19 protein-coding genes and 1 pseudogene are annotated in these 14,500 nt (G+C 67.8%); 10 read left to right on the top strand and 10 right to left on the bottom strand.

From position 1 onward, the window contains the following. Positions 1–7: 7 nt before the first annotated feature. From rnk to N0B71_RS07010, 4 genes are all read right to left on the bottom strand, one after another. Positions 8–412, bottom strand: coding sequence for a nucleoside diphosphate kinase regulator (gene rnk / locus N0B71_RS06995; protein ID WP_259758040.1), 405 nt, complete (start codon positions 410–412; stop codon positions 8–10). 183 nt (positions 413–595) lie between these two features. Continuing rightward, positions 596–802 (bottom strand): DUF1289 domain-containing protein, encoded by a 207-nt coding sequence (locus N0B71_RS07000; RefSeq protein WP_259758042.1) that lies wholly within the window; start codon positions 800–802, stop codon positions 596–598. Beyond that, entirely contained in the window at positions 780–1,115 is a 336-nt protein-coding gene (gene cyaY / locus N0B71_RS07005) for an iron donor protein CyaY (RefSeq protein ID WP_259758043.1), read from the bottom strand. The genes N0B71_RS07000 and cyaY overlap by 23 nt, the downstream gene beginning before the upstream one ends. Beyond that, entirely contained in the window at positions 1,112–2,173 is a 1,062-nt protein-coding gene (locus N0B71_RS07010) for an AraC family transcriptional regulator (protein ID WP_259758044.1), read from the bottom strand. Before N0B71_RS07010 ends, cyaY begins: the two co-directional genes overlap by 4 nt. 151 nt (positions 2,174–2,324) lie before the next feature. On the opposite strand from N0B71_RS07010, the gene lptM reads away from it, so the two are divergent. The 6 genes and pseudogenes from lptM (at position 2,325) to N0B71_RS07040 (ending at position 6,002) form a co-directional block, all read left to right on the top strand. Continuing rightward, complete coding sequence (gene lptM, locus N0B71_RS07015; RefSeq protein ID WP_081515193.1) at positions 2,325–2,465, top strand: LPS translocon maturation chaperone LptM; 141 nt, start codon at positions 2,325–2,327, stop codon at positions 2,463–2,465. A gap of 17 nt (positions 2,466–2,482) precedes the next feature. Next, positions 2,483–2,764: pseudogene (locus N0B71_RS28235) on the top strand (diaminopimelate decarboxylase); the annotation flags it as partial. 13 nt (positions 2,765–2,777) lie between these two features. Beyond that, positions 2,778–3,608, top strand: a complete 831-nt coding sequence (gene dapF / locus N0B71_RS07025) for a diaminopimelate epimerase (RefSeq protein ID WP_259758045.1) — start codon at positions 2,778–2,780, stop codon at positions 3,606–3,608. An 11-nt stretch (positions 3,609–3,619) separates the two neighbouring features. Next, positions 3,620–4,321 carry a DUF484 family protein gene (locus N0B71_RS07030; RefSeq protein ID WP_259758046.1) on the top strand — a complete coding sequence of 234 codons (702 nt, stop codon included), beginning with the start codon at positions 3,620–3,622 and terminating at the stop codon, positions 4,319–4,321. A gap of 86 nt (positions 4,322–4,407) precedes the next feature. Continuing rightward, positions 4,408–5,313 carry a tyrosine recombinase XerC gene (gene xerC / locus N0B71_RS07035; protein WP_259758048.1) on the top strand — a complete coding sequence of 302 codons (906 nt, stop codon included), beginning with the start codon at positions 4,408–4,410 and terminating at the stop codon, positions 5,311–5,313. Next, positions 5,310–6,002 carry an HAD family hydrolase gene (locus N0B71_RS07040; RefSeq protein WP_259758049.1) on the top strand — a complete coding sequence of 231 codons (693 nt, stop codon included), beginning with the start codon at positions 5,310–5,312 and terminating at the stop codon, positions 6,000–6,002. The genes xerC and N0B71_RS07040 overlap by 4 nt, the downstream gene beginning before the upstream one ends. 352 nt (positions 6,003–6,354) lie before the next feature. On the opposite strand, the gene sutA is transcribed toward N0B71_RS07040, so the two are convergent. The 4 genes from sutA to glnK form a co-directional block, all read right to left on the bottom strand. Further along, on the bottom strand, positions 6,355–6,687 hold the full coding sequence (sutA, locus tag N0B71_RS07045) for a transcriptional regulator SutA (RefSeq protein ID WP_017520751.1): 333 nt from the start codon (positions 6,685–6,687) through the stop codon (positions 6,355–6,357). 78 nt (positions 6,688–6,765) lie between these two features. Further along, positions 6,766–7,191, bottom strand: a complete 426-nt coding sequence (locus tag N0B71_RS07050) for a secondary thiamine-phosphate synthase enzyme YjbQ (RefSeq protein WP_259758051.1) — start codon at positions 7,189–7,191, stop codon at positions 6,766–6,768. 107 nt (positions 7,192–7,298) lie between these two features. Next, a complete protein-coding gene (locus tag N0B71_RS07055) occupies positions 7,299–8,633 on the bottom strand; it encodes an ammonium transporter (protein WP_259758052.1) in 1,335 nt (444 codons plus the stop codon). A gap of 41 nt (positions 8,634–8,674) precedes the next feature. Next, positions 8,675–9,013, bottom strand: a complete 339-nt coding sequence (gene glnK, locus N0B71_RS07060; protein WP_003457590.1) for a P-II family nitrogen regulator — start codon at positions 9,011–9,013, stop codon at positions 8,675–8,677. A 403-nt stretch (positions 9,014–9,416) separates the two neighbouring features. Here glnK and N0B71_RS07065 point away from each other — a divergent pair, with 403 nt between their 5' ends. Both N0B71_RS07065 and N0B71_RS07070 read left to right on the top strand, forming a co-directional pair. Then, complete coding sequence (locus N0B71_RS07065; protein ID WP_259758056.1) at positions 9,417–9,701, top strand: accessory factor UbiK family protein; 285 nt, start codon at positions 9,417–9,419, stop codon at positions 9,699–9,701. 39 nt (positions 9,702–9,740) lie between these two features. Continuing rightward, positions 9,741–11,231, top strand: a complete 1,491-nt coding sequence (locus N0B71_RS07070; RefSeq protein ID WP_259758058.1) for a YifB family Mg chelatase-like AAA ATPase — start codon at positions 9,741–9,743, stop codon at positions 11,229–11,231. Here N0B71_RS07070 and N0B71_RS07075 read toward each other — a convergent pair. Together N0B71_RS07075 and N0B71_RS07080 are read right to left on the bottom strand one after the other, a co-directional pair. Further along, positions 11,228–11,716 carry a RidA family protein gene (locus N0B71_RS07075; protein WP_259758059.1) on the bottom strand — a complete coding sequence of 163 codons (489 nt, stop codon included), beginning with the start codon at positions 11,714–11,716 and terminating at the stop codon, positions 11,228–11,230. The genes N0B71_RS07070 and N0B71_RS07075 overlap by 4 nt on opposite strands. 28 nt (positions 11,717–11,744) lie before the next feature. After that, the gene (locus N0B71_RS07080) at positions 11,745–11,975 is read right to left on the bottom strand and encodes a DUF1127 domain-containing protein (RefSeq protein ID WP_259758060.1); all 231 of its coding nucleotides are present in this window, start codon (positions 11,973–11,975) and stop codon (positions 11,745–11,747) included. 183 nt (positions 11,976–12,158) lie between these two features. On the opposite strand from N0B71_RS07080, the gene N0B71_RS07085 reads away from it, so the two are divergent. Both N0B71_RS07085 and N0B71_RS07090 read left to right on the top strand, forming a co-directional pair. Beyond that, positions 12,159–13,607, top strand: a complete 1,449-nt coding sequence (locus N0B71_RS07085) for an aminotransferase-like domain-containing protein (RefSeq protein WP_259758061.1) — start codon at positions 12,159–12,161, stop codon at positions 13,605–13,607. A gap of 82 nt (positions 13,608–13,689) precedes the next feature. Further along, positions 13,690–14,493, top strand: a complete 804-nt coding sequence (locus tag N0B71_RS07090) for a TlpA disulfide reductase family protein (protein ID WP_259758062.1) — start codon at positions 13,690–13,692, stop codon at positions 14,491–14,493. Positions 14,494–14,500 lie beyond the last annotated feature (7 nt).

A 14,500-nucleotide genomic window follows, 5' to 3' on the forward strand; every position in this document is an offset into this window, starting at 1 on the left:
CGGGAACTCAGCGGTCGTATTCGCCGGCCGCTTCGGGCTGGTATTCCACTTCCAGCAGGGTCAGCTTCAGCGTCTTGCCGCTGGGCGCCGGCCAGTCGATGGTCTGGCCGGTGGTCAGGCCCAGCAGTGCCGTGCCCACCGGGGCCAGGATCGACACCTTGCCTTCGCCGCCGACGTCAGCCGGGTAGACCAGGGTCAGGTGGTATTCCTTGCCGCTGCCTTCCTCGCGGCAGCGCACGGTGGAATTCATCGTGACCACGCCCGGCGGAACCTCGTCGTGGCCGACCACGGTGGCGCGGGCCAGCTCGGCCTCCAGCGCCTCGGCCGCGGGGCCGTACTCATCCAGGCTGTCGAGCAGGCGCTCCAGACGTTGCAGGTCGAGTCGAGTCACGGTGATGGGTGGCGTGGTCATGATGGTTGGCAGTCTCCTTACAGGAGAGCCCCGGACGCTCGCGCGTACGGGGCCCTGGGTGTTCTGGCAGTAATGACGTCCGGCGGGCAACCACCGCGTCAAATTCGAAAAAAGAAAAACCCCGCCCAAGGCGGGGTTTTCCCGGACACTAACACAGCACAGAAAATAAGCAACACCGACCAGTCACCACTTCGGCGAGTGGTTGTTTCGGCGCTTTTCGCAGTCCGCCAGGATCGCCCGGCGGCGCTCGCCGCCGGCCTGGTTCCATTCCAGTATCTCGCCCAGGGTGCGCCCGCAGCCGACGCAGATGTCCGCGTCGTCCAGGCAACAGCGCCGGCAGCAGGGCGAGGCGACGCTCGCCTGCGGCTCAGATGCCGGGGAAGTCGACATCCTCACCGGCCTGTTCCAGGGTCGCGCGGTTGAGCAGCGCACCCAGCGGTTCGCGGGTGCTGTCGCAGATCCACAGCGAGCCGGACTCGTCGTAGTCGAAGTGGAAGCCGCCGGAGCGCGCCGCCACCCACAGCTGGCGCAGCGCCGGCTGGCGGCTGAGGATCAGCTGGGTGCCGTTCTCGAAGCGTACGGTCAGCACGCCGCTGGAGTTTTCCAGGTCCACGTCCAGGTCGCTGTCGTCGAAGGCGTCCTCCACCGTTACCTGTACGGCGTCCACCAGGTCATGGAAGCGGGCTTCGCTCAAAGTGCTCATGCATCGTCCTCGGAATCAGTCAAAGGCACCAGTCTACGCCGGTATTGGCCCAGACTCTGCCCCGTCCAGCGCCGGAATGCCCGGGCGAGCGAGCCGGCCTCGCTGAAACCCAGCAGGTAGGCGATGTCGGCACTGTCCAGCGCCGGGTCGTGCAGGTAGTGCAGCACCAGTTGCTGACGGGTTTCGTCCACCAGTTGGCTGAACGACAGGCCGCTGTCGCGCAGCCGCCGCTGCAAGGTGCGCGGGCTCAGCGCCAGCGTCTGCGCCAGGCGCTCCAGCTCCGCGCCCTGCTCCGGCAGTTGCCGCGCCAGCGCCAGCCGCGCGCGGTCGAGCACGCTGTCGCCCTTGTTGATCTGCGCCAGCAGGCGCTCGGCATAGGCGTCCAGGGTGCGTTGCACCTGGGCGTCGGCCTGGCCGAGCGGCAGCGCCAGCAGGCGCTTGGGGAAGACCAGGGCATTGTCCGGCTGGTCGAACAGCACGGGGCAGCGAAAGATGCGCTCGTGCTCGCTGACATCGGCCGGCGCGCTGTGACAAAAGCGCACCTCCACCGGCGGCTCGTCCACACCGCTGACCCAGTGGCCGAAGCTGACCCAGCCGGCCAGGGTTTCCTCGCTCATCTGCCGCTGCTGTTGTGGCAGCAGCGGCGTCCAGCTGTGCCTGACCAGCGCCTCGTAGCCCGGCCGCGGCGGTTCGTCGGCCAGCTCGACGCGGCCCAGGTTGCCCACCAGCGCGGCGTAGCGCGCCTGGCGGTGCAGGGCGTCGGCGAGGGTCGCGCAGCTCATGATCAGGTAACCGAGCACGCCGTAGTAGCCGGGCCGCACGGCCTCGCCCAGGTGCAGGCCGAGGTTGTCGTCGCCGCTCAGGCGCACGCCGGCGCCCACCAGCTCCAGGTAGGCGCTGGCGGCGATGCGCTGGTCGCGCTGGGCGAGGATCGCCGGCTCCAGGTGCACCGTCGCCAGCAACCGCGACGGCGCCACGCCCTGGCGCTGCAGATGCTCCACGAGGCCTTGGAGGTAGGCCACCGACACCGAGCTGGGCAGGGGATCGCGATAGTCCATCGGCACGTCCGTTTTTGCCCGCCATCATAGGGCCACTCGCCCGCCGCTGCGAGCCACAAGCCCCGCCGGGCGGGAGCCCGCTTGAATAGGCAAGCCGGCGGGGGGTCGGTATACTCCGGGGCAATCGACGCTTTATTACAAGGATTCCGCCATGAAGCGACTGCTGCTTCCCTTCGTCGCGCTCGCCGTGTTCACCGCCGCGCTGGCCGGCTGTGGCCAGAAAGGCCCGCTCTACCTGCCGGACGACCAGAAGGCCAAGAGCGAACACAGCAAGGACCGCTACGGTCTCTGAGGGCGTTTCCCATGGACGCCTTCAACGTCCGCGACGGGCAACCGATCGCGGGGGACGTGCCGTTTGCGGCGCGCGCCGGGCGCTTGGGCGCTGGCGGCGAAGTCTCCCCGGCGTCTTGCCATCCCGCCCCGAAAGAAGGTGACCCGCTGGCTGTCCATTGCGCCGGCGCCTATGGTTTCGTCATGAATTCCAACGATAACACCCGGGGCCGCGCCGCCGAGGTGCCGGTGGATAGCTCGGCCGCAGCGGTGCTGCGTCGCCACGAGCTGACCGCCGGCGAAAGCCTGCTGCCGGACTGAGGCCGAGACGACGATGCTTCTGCGCTTTACCAAGATGCACGGGCTGGGCAATGACTTCATGGTCCTGGACCTGGTCAGCCAGCACGCCCACGTGCAACCACGCCACGTCAAACAGTGGGGCGACCGCAACTTCGGGGTCGGCTTCGATCAATTGCTGATCGTCGAGCCGCCGAGCACGCCGGACGCGGATTTCCGCTACCGCATCTTCAACTGCGACGGCACCGAGGTCGAGCAGTGCGGCAACGGCGCGCGCTGCTTCGCCCGCTTCGTGGTGGACAAGCGCCTGACCGCGAAGAAGACCATCCGCGTGGAAACCAAGGGCGGCATGATCGAGCTGACCCTGACCAACGACGGCCAGGTCACCGTGGACATGGGCCCGCCGCGCCTGGCGCCCGAGCAGGTGCCGTTCCAGGCGGATGCCGAGGCGCTGAGCTACCCGGTCGAGGTGGACGGCCAGCAGTACCCGCTGGCGGCCATCTCCATGGGCAACCCGCATGGCGTGCTGCGCGTGGACGACGTGGACAGCGCCCCAGTGCGCACCCTCGGGCCGAAGCTGGAAGTCCACGAACGCTTCCCGCAGAAGGCCAACATCGGCTTCCTGCAGATCGTCAATCCGCACCAGGCGCGCCTGCGCGTCTGGGAACGCGGCGCCGGCGAGACGCTGGCCTGCGGCACCGGCGCCTGCGCCGCCGCGGTTGCCGGCATCCGCCAGGGCTGGCTGCAGTCGCCGGTACAGATCGACCTTCCCGGCGGACGGTTGTCCATCGAGTGGGCAGGACCGGGTCAGCCCGTTATGATGACCGGGCCCGCCGTGCGGGTGTTCGAAGGCCAGGTACGTCTATAACCGGGACGCTTATGACCGATACTCCGCAGGACCCCACCGTTACGCTCGAAGCCGAACAGGTCGCCGACTATCTTCGCCGGCACCCTGAATTCTTCGTCGACCATGACGAGCTGATCCCGGAGATGCGCATTCCGCACCAGCCGGGCGATGCCGTGTCGCTGGTGGAGCGCCAGGTGCGCCTGCTGCGCGAGCGCAACATCGAGATGCGCCATCGGCTGTCGCAGCTGATGGACGTGGCCCGCGACAACGACCGCCTGTTCGACAAGACCCGCCGCCTGGTACTCGACCTGCTCGACGCCACCAGCCTGGAGGAAATCGTCAGCACGGTGGAGGACAGCCTGCGCCACGAGTTCCTCGTGCCCTACGTCAGCCTGATCCTGTTCAGCGACAACAACCTGCCGGTGGGCCGCTCGGTGAGCAGCGCCGAGGCGCACCAGGCCATTGGCGGCCTGCTGTCGGGCGGCAAGACCGTGTGCGGCGTGCTGCGCCCCCACGAGCTGGCCTTCCTGTTCTGCGAAAGCGAACGCGACCAGGTCGGCTCCGCCGCCGTGGTGCCGCTGACCTTCCAGGGCCTGCACGGCGTGCTGGCGATCGGCAGCCCCGACCCGCAGCACTACAAGAGCTCGCTGGGCACCCTGTTCCTGGGGTACGTCGCCGAAGTGCTGGCGCGAACCCTGCCGCGCTTCGCCACGCCACTGCGCTCGGTACGCTAGCGCGACGCTGCAAGCTATAGGCTGCAAGCCGCAAGCGGTCGCAGTACGCTGGGCGGGGACTGCGCTTTTCACCTGGAGCTTGTCGCTTGGAGCTTGAAGCTGGCATCAATGCCTACCTGGAACACCTGCGCAGCGAGCGCCAGGTGTCCGTCCATACCCTCGACGGCTATCGCCGCGACCTGCTGCGCCTTGCCGCGCTCTGCGAGAAATCCTCGCTGACCGAGTGGCCCGCACTGCAGGTGCGCGACCTGCGGATGTTCGTCGCCCGCCTGCACCAGCAGGGCCTTGCCAGCCGCAGCCTGGCGCGCCTGCTGTCGGCCACCCGCGGGCTGTTCCAGTACCTGATCCGCGAAGGCGTCTGCCGGCACAACCCCGCCGACGGCCTCGCCGCGCCCAAGGGCGCGCGCAAGCTGCCGCGCACCCTGGACACCGACCGCACCGCGCAGTTGCTCGACGGCGGCGTCGAGGACGACTTCATCGCCCGCCGCGACCAGGCGCTGCTGGAGCTGTTCTATTCCTCGGGCCTGCGCCTCTCCGAGCTGGTCGGCCTCGACCTGGAATGGCTGGACCTCAAGGACGGCCTGGTGCGCGTGCACGGCAAAGGCAACAAGGTGCGCGAACTGCCGGTCGGCCGCGCCGCGCGGCAGGCCATCGAACAGTGGCTGCCGCTACGGGCGCTGGCTTCGCCCCAGGACAACGCCGTGTTCATCGGCCGCAGCGGCAAGCGCCTGACGCCCCGCGCCGTTCAGTTGCGCGTGCGCGAGGCGGGTGTGCGCGAACTCGGCCAGCACCTGCACCCGCACATGCTGCGGCACTCCTTCGCCAGCCATATGCTGGAGTCGTCCCAGGACCTGCGCGCGGTGCAGGAGCTGCTCGGCCACGCTGACATCGCCACCACGCAGATCTACACCCACCTGGATTTCCAGCACCTCGCCACGGTCTATGACCAGGCGCACCCGCGGGCCCGCCGTAAACCCGGAGCAGAAGAATGAGTATCCGTCTGGTCACCTTCGACCTCGATGACACGCTGTGGGATGTCGCCCCGGTGATGAACAGCGCGGAAGCGACCCTGCGCGACTGGCTGGCAGTGAACGCCACGCAGCTGGGCCCGGTGCCGATCGAACACCTGTGGGCGATCCGCTCACGACTGATGGAGCAGGACCCGATGCTCAAGCACCGCCTGAGCGAGCTGCGCCGGCGCATCCTGTTCCATGCCCTGCTCGACGCGGGTTATCCACAGGCCGAGGCCAGCGAACTGGCCGAAGCCGGCTTCCAGACCTTCCTCCACGCGCGGCACCAGGTGGCGCTGTTCCCCGAAGTACACCCGACCCTGGAGCAACTGGCCAACCGCTTCATCCTCGGCGTGCTCACCAATGGCAACGCCGACGTGCGCCGCCTGGGCCTGGCCGATTACTTCCAGTTCGCCCTCTGCGCGGAAGAGCTGGGCGTCGGCAAGCCCGACCCGCATCCCTTCCAGGAAGCGCTCAAGCGCGGCGGCGTGGCGGCGGAGCACGCCGTGCATATCGGCGACCACCCCAGCGACGACATCGCCGGCGCGCGCCGTGCCGGCATGAAGGCCATCTGGTTCAACCCGATGCGCAAGCCGTGGGACGGCGAAGAGGCGCCCAGCGCGATCATCCACAACCTTGCCGAGCTGCCGGGTGTGCTGGCCAAGCTCTGAAGGCTTTTCGTAGGAGCGAGCTTGCTCGCGAACTGCCTGAACCCTGCGGTTTCCAGGAGCCCTGGTTCGCGAGCAAGCTCGCTCCTACAACGCAGGACCGTAGGGCGCATAACCCGGAACGGGTTATCCGCCGATTGCGTCGCGGCGCGTTCGCTCGCGCGATCTGCTCCCTCTCCCTTTGGAGCGGGGCGCATGGCCAGGGCTGGGGAGGGGACTGTCCGCATCGCGCCGGCGTCCAATCGCGGACGGAGTCCGCTCCTACGCTCATGACAGATCGCAGGAAATAAACGGCTAAGAAAAAGCCCCGCCGCTCCGAGGGAGCGACGGGGCCGTTTTCATGAAACCTCAGATATCAGATAGGGCGGCTGCCGTATTTGCTATCCGGCTTCTTGGGCGGGTCGGCCACGACGTTCGGCTCGATCTCCTGCACCTTGCCACCGCGATTGAGGAACTCCTCCATCGCGCGGGCCAGGGCGTCACGATCCTTCTGCTTGGCTTCGACCGAGGGCAGTTCCTCTTCTTCAGCAGCGGCCTTGGCTTTCTTGCCACCGCCCTTCGAAGCAGGGGCTTCATCCCCGTCGCCGCTGTCGGCGTCGACTTCGCTGTCGTCAGCTGCGGCGAGCTCCTCGCCATCATCCTCGTCAGCGCCGTCCAGCTCGTCCTGTTCCAGTTCTTCGTCGCTCATTATTCAACCTCTGTGGTGCTGCAAAGCACGTTAGTTATAGCCCAGCTGCGCGGTTTGACGAACGCAGCCGGAAAAAATTCATACAAGCTCGCCCTGCCAGGTCGCCACTATCCGGCGCGGGCCGCCATGATCGCGGTGCTCGCCCAGATAGATACCCTGCCAGGTGCCCAATGCCAACCCTCCTTCCTGTATCGGCAGGGTCAGCTGGCAGCCCAGCAGGCTGGCCTTGAAATGCGCCGGAAGATCGTCCGGGCCTTCGTAGTCGTGCTCGTAGCCGCCCTCCCCCTGGGGCACCAGGCGATTGAAGAATCGCTCGAAATCGCGGCGCACCGAAGGGTCGGCATTCTCGTTGACCGTCAGCGAGGCGGAGGTGTGCTGCAACAGCAGGTGCAGCAGGCCGACCCGGCAACGCGACAGCTCCGGCAGCGCGGCCAGGATCTCGTCGGTGACCAGGTGGAAACCTCGCGGGCGAGGGCGCAGGGTGAGGGTCTTCTGCTGCCACATGGCGGGCAATCCTTCCGTCGCTAACGGTGATGCGCGCGCATTCTAGCGTGCTGATCGAAAAAACAAAGGGCGCCCGAGGGCGCCCTTCGTCGAACGTGCGCGAACCCTTACAGGTTGTAGCCGCGCTCGTTGTGCAGGGAGAGGTCCAGGCCCACGGTTTCCTCTTCCTCGGTGACGCGCAGGCCCATGACCAGGTCCAGGACCTTGAGGATCACGAAGCTGACGATACCGGTGTAGACGATGGTGAAGGCCACGCCCTTGAACTGGGTGAACAGCTGCGCGCCGATGTCGGTCACGGTGCCGAAGCCGCCCAGGGCGGGAGCCGCGAACACGCCGGTGAGCAGGGCGCCGACGATACCGCCGACCGCATGCACGCCGAAGGCATCCAGGGAGTCGTCGTAGCCGACGGCACGCTTGAGGCTGGTGGCGGCGAAGAAGCAGATCACGCCGGCAGCCAGGCCGATCACGATGGCGCCCATCGGGCCGCAGGTACCGGCGGCCGGGGTGACGGCAACCAGGCCAGCCACGACGCCCGACGCGATGCCCAGGGCGCTCGGCTTACCGTGGGTGATCCACTCGGCGAACATCCAGCCCAGGGCGGCGGCAGCGGTGGCGATCTGGGTGACCAGCATGGCCATGCCGGCGGTGCCGTTGGCGGCAGCGGCGGAGCCGGCGTTGAAGCCGAACCAGCCCACCCACAGCAGCGCGGCGCCGATCAGGGTGTAGCCCAGGTTGTGCGGCGCCATGGCAGCGGTCGGGTAGCCCTTGCGCTTGCCGAGCACGATGCACGCCACCAGGCCAGCGATACCGGCGTTAATGTGCACCACGGTGCCGCCGGCGAAGTCCAGCACGCCCCAGTCCCACAGCAGGCCGCCGTCACCGCTCCAGACCATGTGGGCGATCGGTGCGTAGACCAGGGTGAACCACAGCGCGGTGAAGATCAGCATCGCGGAGAACTTCATACGCTCGGCGAAGGCGCCGACGATGAGGGCCGGGGTGATGATCGCGAAGGTCATCTGGAACATCACGAAGACGCTTTCGGGGAACAGCGCGGCCGCCGAGGTCAGGCCGGTGCTGGTCAGGCCGCTGAGGAAGGCCTTGTCGAACCCGCCGACGAAGGAGGCGAAATTGACCACGCCCTTCTCCATACCGACGGTATCGAAGGCCAGGCTGTAGCCGTAGACGACCCAGAGGATGCTGACCAGCGCGGTGATCGCGAAGCACTGCATCATGATCGACAGGACGTTCTTGGCGCGCACCATGCCGCCGTAGAACAGGGCCAGGCCGGGGATGGTCATCAGCAGCACCAGTGCGCTGGAAATCAGCATCCAGGCGGTGTCGCCGCTGTTCAGGACGGGGGCCGCTGCCTCGTCGGCCATGGCCAGGCCGGGCATTGCGAGGGGCAATAGGGCGCCTAGCCCTGCGTATTTGCGCAGAGTCATTGTTGTTTCTCCTGGGGCGTGGGGTTCGGTGTGGGCTTGGCTTAGATCGCGTCGGTGCCGGTTTCGCCGGTACGGATACGAATGGCCTGTTCCAGATTTACAACAAAGATCTTGCCGTCACCGATCTTCCCGGTGTTGGCGGCCTTGGTGATGGCTTCGATAACACGATCCAGTTGGTCATCGGCGATGGCGACGTCGATTTTCACCTTGGGCAGGAAATCGACAACGTATTCCGCGCCACGGTACAGCTCGGTGTGGCCCTTCTGCCGGCCGAAGCCCTTGACTTCGGTCACAGTGATGCCCTGCACGCCGATCTCGGACAGCGACTCACGAACGTCGTCCAGCTTGAACGGCTTGATGATGGCTGTGACTAGCTTCATGTAACTCTCTCCCGTGTTTTGGTGGACCCGCCCCAGGAAGAACGAACCCGGGGACAAGTCTAAGCGCAGTGTCTGGCTTTTGTAATGCGCCGGCCGCCCTACCTCAGCACTCCGACTGCGTTGATCGAAGCGGTCCTCCGCCTCGCCTGCAGCACCGGAACTGCATCGGTGCACGCCCTATCTGCCCCAAAGCATGAAGCTTGCCAGTTCGTGAAAAGCCCCGTGGCATCAGCTACTTGGGCTCAAACGAGGATTTCTGGCGAAACGCCAGCGCCGCCTTGGCGCACCGAAAGCGCGCACGGCGAGCGGGCACACTGCTCAAAAAGCGTGCAACCCCGGGCGCCGCAGCCAGCGCCGGCTGCGTGATAGACTGCGCTCTGATTCAATCCGGAACCCATGAACCATGCTGCCGCCCAAAGCCTTCCTCGATGCCATCAGCCAACAAGCCGGACGCCTGTTCGGTGGCGAATCGCCCCTGCCGAAGGCCGAGCTGGAAGCCCAGTTCAAGGTTCTGATGCAGAGCGCCTTCAGCAAGCTCGACCTGGTCAGCCGCGACGAATTCGACAGCCAGATGGTCGTCCTCGCGCGCACCCGCGCCCGCCTGGAGGCGCTGGAAGCCAAGGTCGCGGAGATCGAAGCCAGGCTGTCCGCGCCTGCCGATACCAACGCCCCCGCCGCCGAAGAATAGGCCCCGCCTGGCGGGTGGCATGCGATCCAGGAGTGATCCATGTCCCTCGCCATCGTCCATAGCCGCGCCCAGGTCGGTGTGGAAGCGCCCGGCGTCACCGTCGAGGCGCACCTGGCCAACGGCCTGCCGTCGCTGACCCTGGTCGGCCTGCCCGAAGGCGCCGTGAAGGAGAGCAAGGACCGCGTGCGCAGCGCCCTGCTCAACTCAGGCTTCGATTTCCCCAACCGCAGAATCACGCTCAATCTCGCCCCGGCCGACTTGCCCAAGGACGGCGGGCGCTTCGACCTGGCCATCGCCCTGGGCATCCTCGCCGCCAGCGGCCAACTGGCCGATGCCGCCGGCCTGGAGGAGCTGGAATGCCTGGGCGAGCTCGCGCTTTCCGGCACGCTGCGCCCGGTGCCCGGCGTGCTGCCCGCCGCCCTCGCCGCCCGCGCCGCGGGCCGCACGCTGGTGGTCCCGCGGGAAAACGCCGAGGAAGCCAGCCTGGCCAGCGGCCTGACCGTCTACGCGGTCGGTCACCTGCTGGAGCTGGCCGCGCACTTCAATGGCCAGGAACGCCTGCGCCCCTACGAGGCCAACGGCCTGCTGCGGGTGACGCCGCCGTATCCCGACCTGTCGGAAGTGCAGGGCCAGGCCGCGGCCAAGCGTGCGCTGCTGGTAGCGGCCGCCGGCGCGCACAACCTGTTGTTCAGCGGGCCGCCCGGCACCGGCAAGACGCTGCTCGCCAGCCGCCTGCCCGGCCTGATGCCGCCGCTGGACGAAGACGAGGCGCTGCAGGTGGCCGCGATCCATTCCGTCGCCGGGCGGGGGCCGCTGACCCACTGGCCGCAACGCCCGTTCCGCCAGCCGCACCACACCGCCTCCGCGCCGGCGCTGGTGGGTGGCGGCAGTCGCCCGCAGCCGGGGGAAATCACCCTGGCGCACGAAGGCGTGCTGTTTCTCGATGAGTTGCCCGAGTTCGACAGGAAGGTGTTGGAGGTGCTGCGCGAGCCGCTGGAAGGGGGCGAAATCGTCATCGCCCGCGCCAACGGTCGCGTGCGCTTCCCCGCGCGCTTCCAGCTGGTGGCGGCGATGAACCCCTGCCCCTGCGGCTACCTCGGCGACCCCAGCGGCCGTTGCCGCTGCTCGCCGGAACAGGTCCAGCGCTACCGCGCCAAGCTGTCCGGGCCGCTGCTGGACCGCATCGACCTGCACCTCACCGTCAGCCGCGAAAGTACCAGCCTGGCGCCCAGCGGGCCGAGTACCAGCAGCGCCGAGCTGGCCGTTCAGGTCGCCGCCGCGCGCCAGCGCCAGCTTGCCCGCCAGGGTTGCGCCAACGCCTTTCTCACCCTGAAGAAGATGCACCAATATTGTGCACTGAGCCCAGAAGACCAGGCCTGGCTGGAGAAGGCCGGCGAGCGCCTGAACCTGTCACTGCGCGCCCTGCACCGGATTCTCAAGGTCGCCCGAACCCTGGCCGACCTTCAGCAGGCAGACAGCATCGCTCGTCCGCATCTGGCCGAAGCGCTGCAATACCGGGCGGGGCATTAGCCGGGGCGATCGATCGCAACCGCCAGGAGGTTCAGCTCGACCGTCGCGCCCTTCGGCAACTGGTAGACGCCGACCGACGTGCGGGTGTGCACGCCGGCCGCGCCCAGCACCTCGTACAGCACCGCCGAAGCACCATCGGCCACCTCGCTCAGCTGAGTGAAGTGCTCGGCACACTGCACGAACACATTGAGCTGCAGCACCTTGCGCACACGGTCGAGGTCGCCCAGCGCCTGGCGTAGCAACGCCAGCGCACGCAGCACACAGACCTTCGCCGCCAACTGGGCCTCGGCCAACGAGACCTCGCTGCCCGCCCGGCCGGTGACGACGACTTCGTCGCCCACCCGCGGAATCTGCCCGCTGACATGAACCTGATGGCCGTCGATGACGAACGGCACATAGTTGCCGCCAATCTTCATCTCACCGCTGAAGTCGTAGCCCAGTTCGCCGGCAATCCGTTCGAACGCGGCCGCACGTGTCTCGCTCATGGCCACTCCCTGACGATTCATTGACCGATCAGCAGCGCCAGAACGGCCGCATCGCTTCCAGCTTGGCCTGCTCGCGGCTGATGCCGATGTCGCGCAGCTGCGCGTCGCTGAGCTCCAGCAGTTGCTTGCGGGTGCGCACCCGGCGCCAGAACTGCTGCCAGCGGCTCTCCTGCAAGCCGCGGGGTGCTTCGCGCACGCCGGGGATTTCCAGCAGTTCCTGTTGGTAAAGGGTCAGCCGCACATCGCTCAGGCCGCTCATGTCGTCACTCCTCCAGTCGGTTCTCCGGACGTGGGACTAGCGTGGCGGATCGGCGAAAAGCATTACAGATTCAACCTGGAGAAGTTTTCTCCATACAGAAGCGAGAAAAATCGGTCTGAATGGCGTATTTTTTCTCCATCTGTACTGCATCCAGCCGAAGCCACCCGGCAAGGGAGATCTGTCATGAAACGCTATGTGCAACTGGCCGCCACCCTGGGCGAACGCATCGAGCAGGGCCTGTACCGCCCCGGCGCCCGCCTGCCCTCGGTGCGCGCGCTGAGCGAGGAGCACGGCGTCAGCATCAGCACCGTGCAGCAGGCCTACCGCGTGCTGGAGGATGCCGGACTGGTGGAGCCGCGGCCGAAGTCCGGTTACTTCGTGCCCGAACGCCGCGAGCTGCCGCCGATGCCGGCCATGACCCGCCCGGCGCAGCGGCCGGTGGACGTGTCGCAGTGGGACCAGGTGCTGGAACAGGTGCGCCGGGCACCGGGCGGCGATTTCGTCCAGCTCGGGCGCGGCACGCCGGATATCGCCAGCCCGTCGCTCAAGCCGCTGCAGCGGGCGATGGTGCACGCCGCACGCCGCACCGACCTGCAGAGCCTGGGCTACGAGGGCATCCAGGGTTCGCTGCCGCTGCGCGAACAGATCGCCCGGCTGATGCTGGATTCCGGCTGCCAGGTGCCGCCCAGCGAGATCGTCATCACCACCGGCTGCCAGGAGGCGCTGGCGATCACCCTGCGCGCCATCTGCGAGCCGGGCGACATCATCGCCATCGACTCACCGAGCTTCCACGGCGCCATGCAGGCGCTCAAGGCGTATGGCCTCAAAGCGCTGGAAATCCCCACCGACCCCAGCAACGGCATCAGCCTGGAAGCGCTGGAGCTGGCCATGGAACAGTGGCCGGTAAAGCTCATCCTGCTCACGCCCAACTGCAACAACCCGCTGGGCTACATCATGCCCGACGCCCGCAAGCGCGCCCTGCTCACGCTCGCGGCGCGCTACGACGTGCCGATCCTCGAGGACGACGTCTATGGCGAACTGGCCTATGCCTTCCCGCGGCCGCGCAGCATCAAGTCCTTCGATACCGACGACCGCGTGCTGCTGGCCAGCTCCTTCTCCAAGACCGTGGCGCCCGGCCTGCGCACCGGATGGGTGGTGCCCGGGCGCTACCTGGACCGCATCCTCCACTTCAAGTACATCGCCAGCGGCACCTGCGCGCCGCAGCCGCAGATGGCGCTGGCCGAGTTCGTCGGCGGCGGCCACTACGAACCGCACATCCGCCGCATGCGCGCGCAGTACCAGCGGCATCGCGACCTGATGACCGAATGGGTCGGCCGCTACTTCCCCGCGGGCGCACGGGTCACCCGGCCGCGCGGGGGCTTCATGCTGTGGGTCGAGTTCGACCCGCAGTTCGACAGCGTGCGGCTGAATCAGGAGCTGCGCCGTGACAATGTGCAGGTGGCGGCGGGCAACATCTTTTCCGCCTCGGGCAAGTACCGCAACTGCATCCGCATGAACTACTCCAACCGCGACCTGGCACTGATCGAAGAGGCGGTGCGCAAGGTCGGCGCCTGCGCCACGCGGCTCACCGCCGAGCTGCAGGAGCAGCACGCGGAGGCGCTGCCGGCCTGAGGCGAAACATTTATCCACAGCCCGGCGCTGCCGAACGGCGGCGCCCTGCTGTACCGTGGTTTCCTTTTGCCAGGCACCCGCTTTGACCAGTCTCACCCTCGGCCCGCTGGCCATCCCCCTGCCCCACGTACTGCTCTACCTCGGCTTCTTCGGCGCCCTGCTGGCCGGCTGGCTGGCCGGGCGCAAGCGCGGCGCGAATCCCGAAGGCGCCTTGTTCGCCATGCTCATTGGCGGCCTGCTGGCGGCGCGGCTGGCGTTCGTCACGCGGTACGTCGAGCAGTACGCGGCGACGCCGCTGGGCATCCTGGATATCCGCGATGGCGGCTTTCTCGCGCTGCCGGGAGTGATCGCTGCCGCGCTGATCGGCACGCTGCTGGCCTGGCGCAGGGCGGAACTGCGCCGCCCGCTGGCCGTCGCGGCCCTGGTCGGCGTGTGCCTGTGGGGTGGCGGCAAGGCGGTGACCTCGGCGCTGGACCGCAGCCAGCAGCTTCCCGAGCTCACGGTGATGGACCTGCGCGGCGCCGCCGTGGACCTGCGCGCGCTGGACGGCCGCCCCATGGTGGTGAACCTGTGGGCCACCTGGTGCCCGCCGTGCCGGCGCGAGATGCCGGTACTGGAGGCCGCGCAGAAGCAGTACGGCGACGTGCGCTTCCTGCTGGTCAACCAGGGCGAGAACGCCGAGGCGGTGCAGCGTTTCCTGCGCGACCAGGGCCTGAGCGACGCGGCGGTGCTGCTCGACAGCGGCAACCGCCTCGGCCAGGCGACCGGCTCCTACGGCATGCCCACCACACTGTTCTACGACGCCCAGGGGCGCCTGAAGCACAGCCAGATGGGCGAGCTGTCCGCCGCCAGCCTCGAGTACGGGCTGGGCCAGCTCAGGGACTGACGCGCGC

This window comes from Pseudomonas sp. GCEP-101 (assembly GCF_025133575.1).
GTDB lineage: Bacteria > Pseudomonadota > Gammaproteobacteria > Pseudomonadales > Pseudomonadaceae > Pseudomonas > Pseudomonas nitroreducens_B.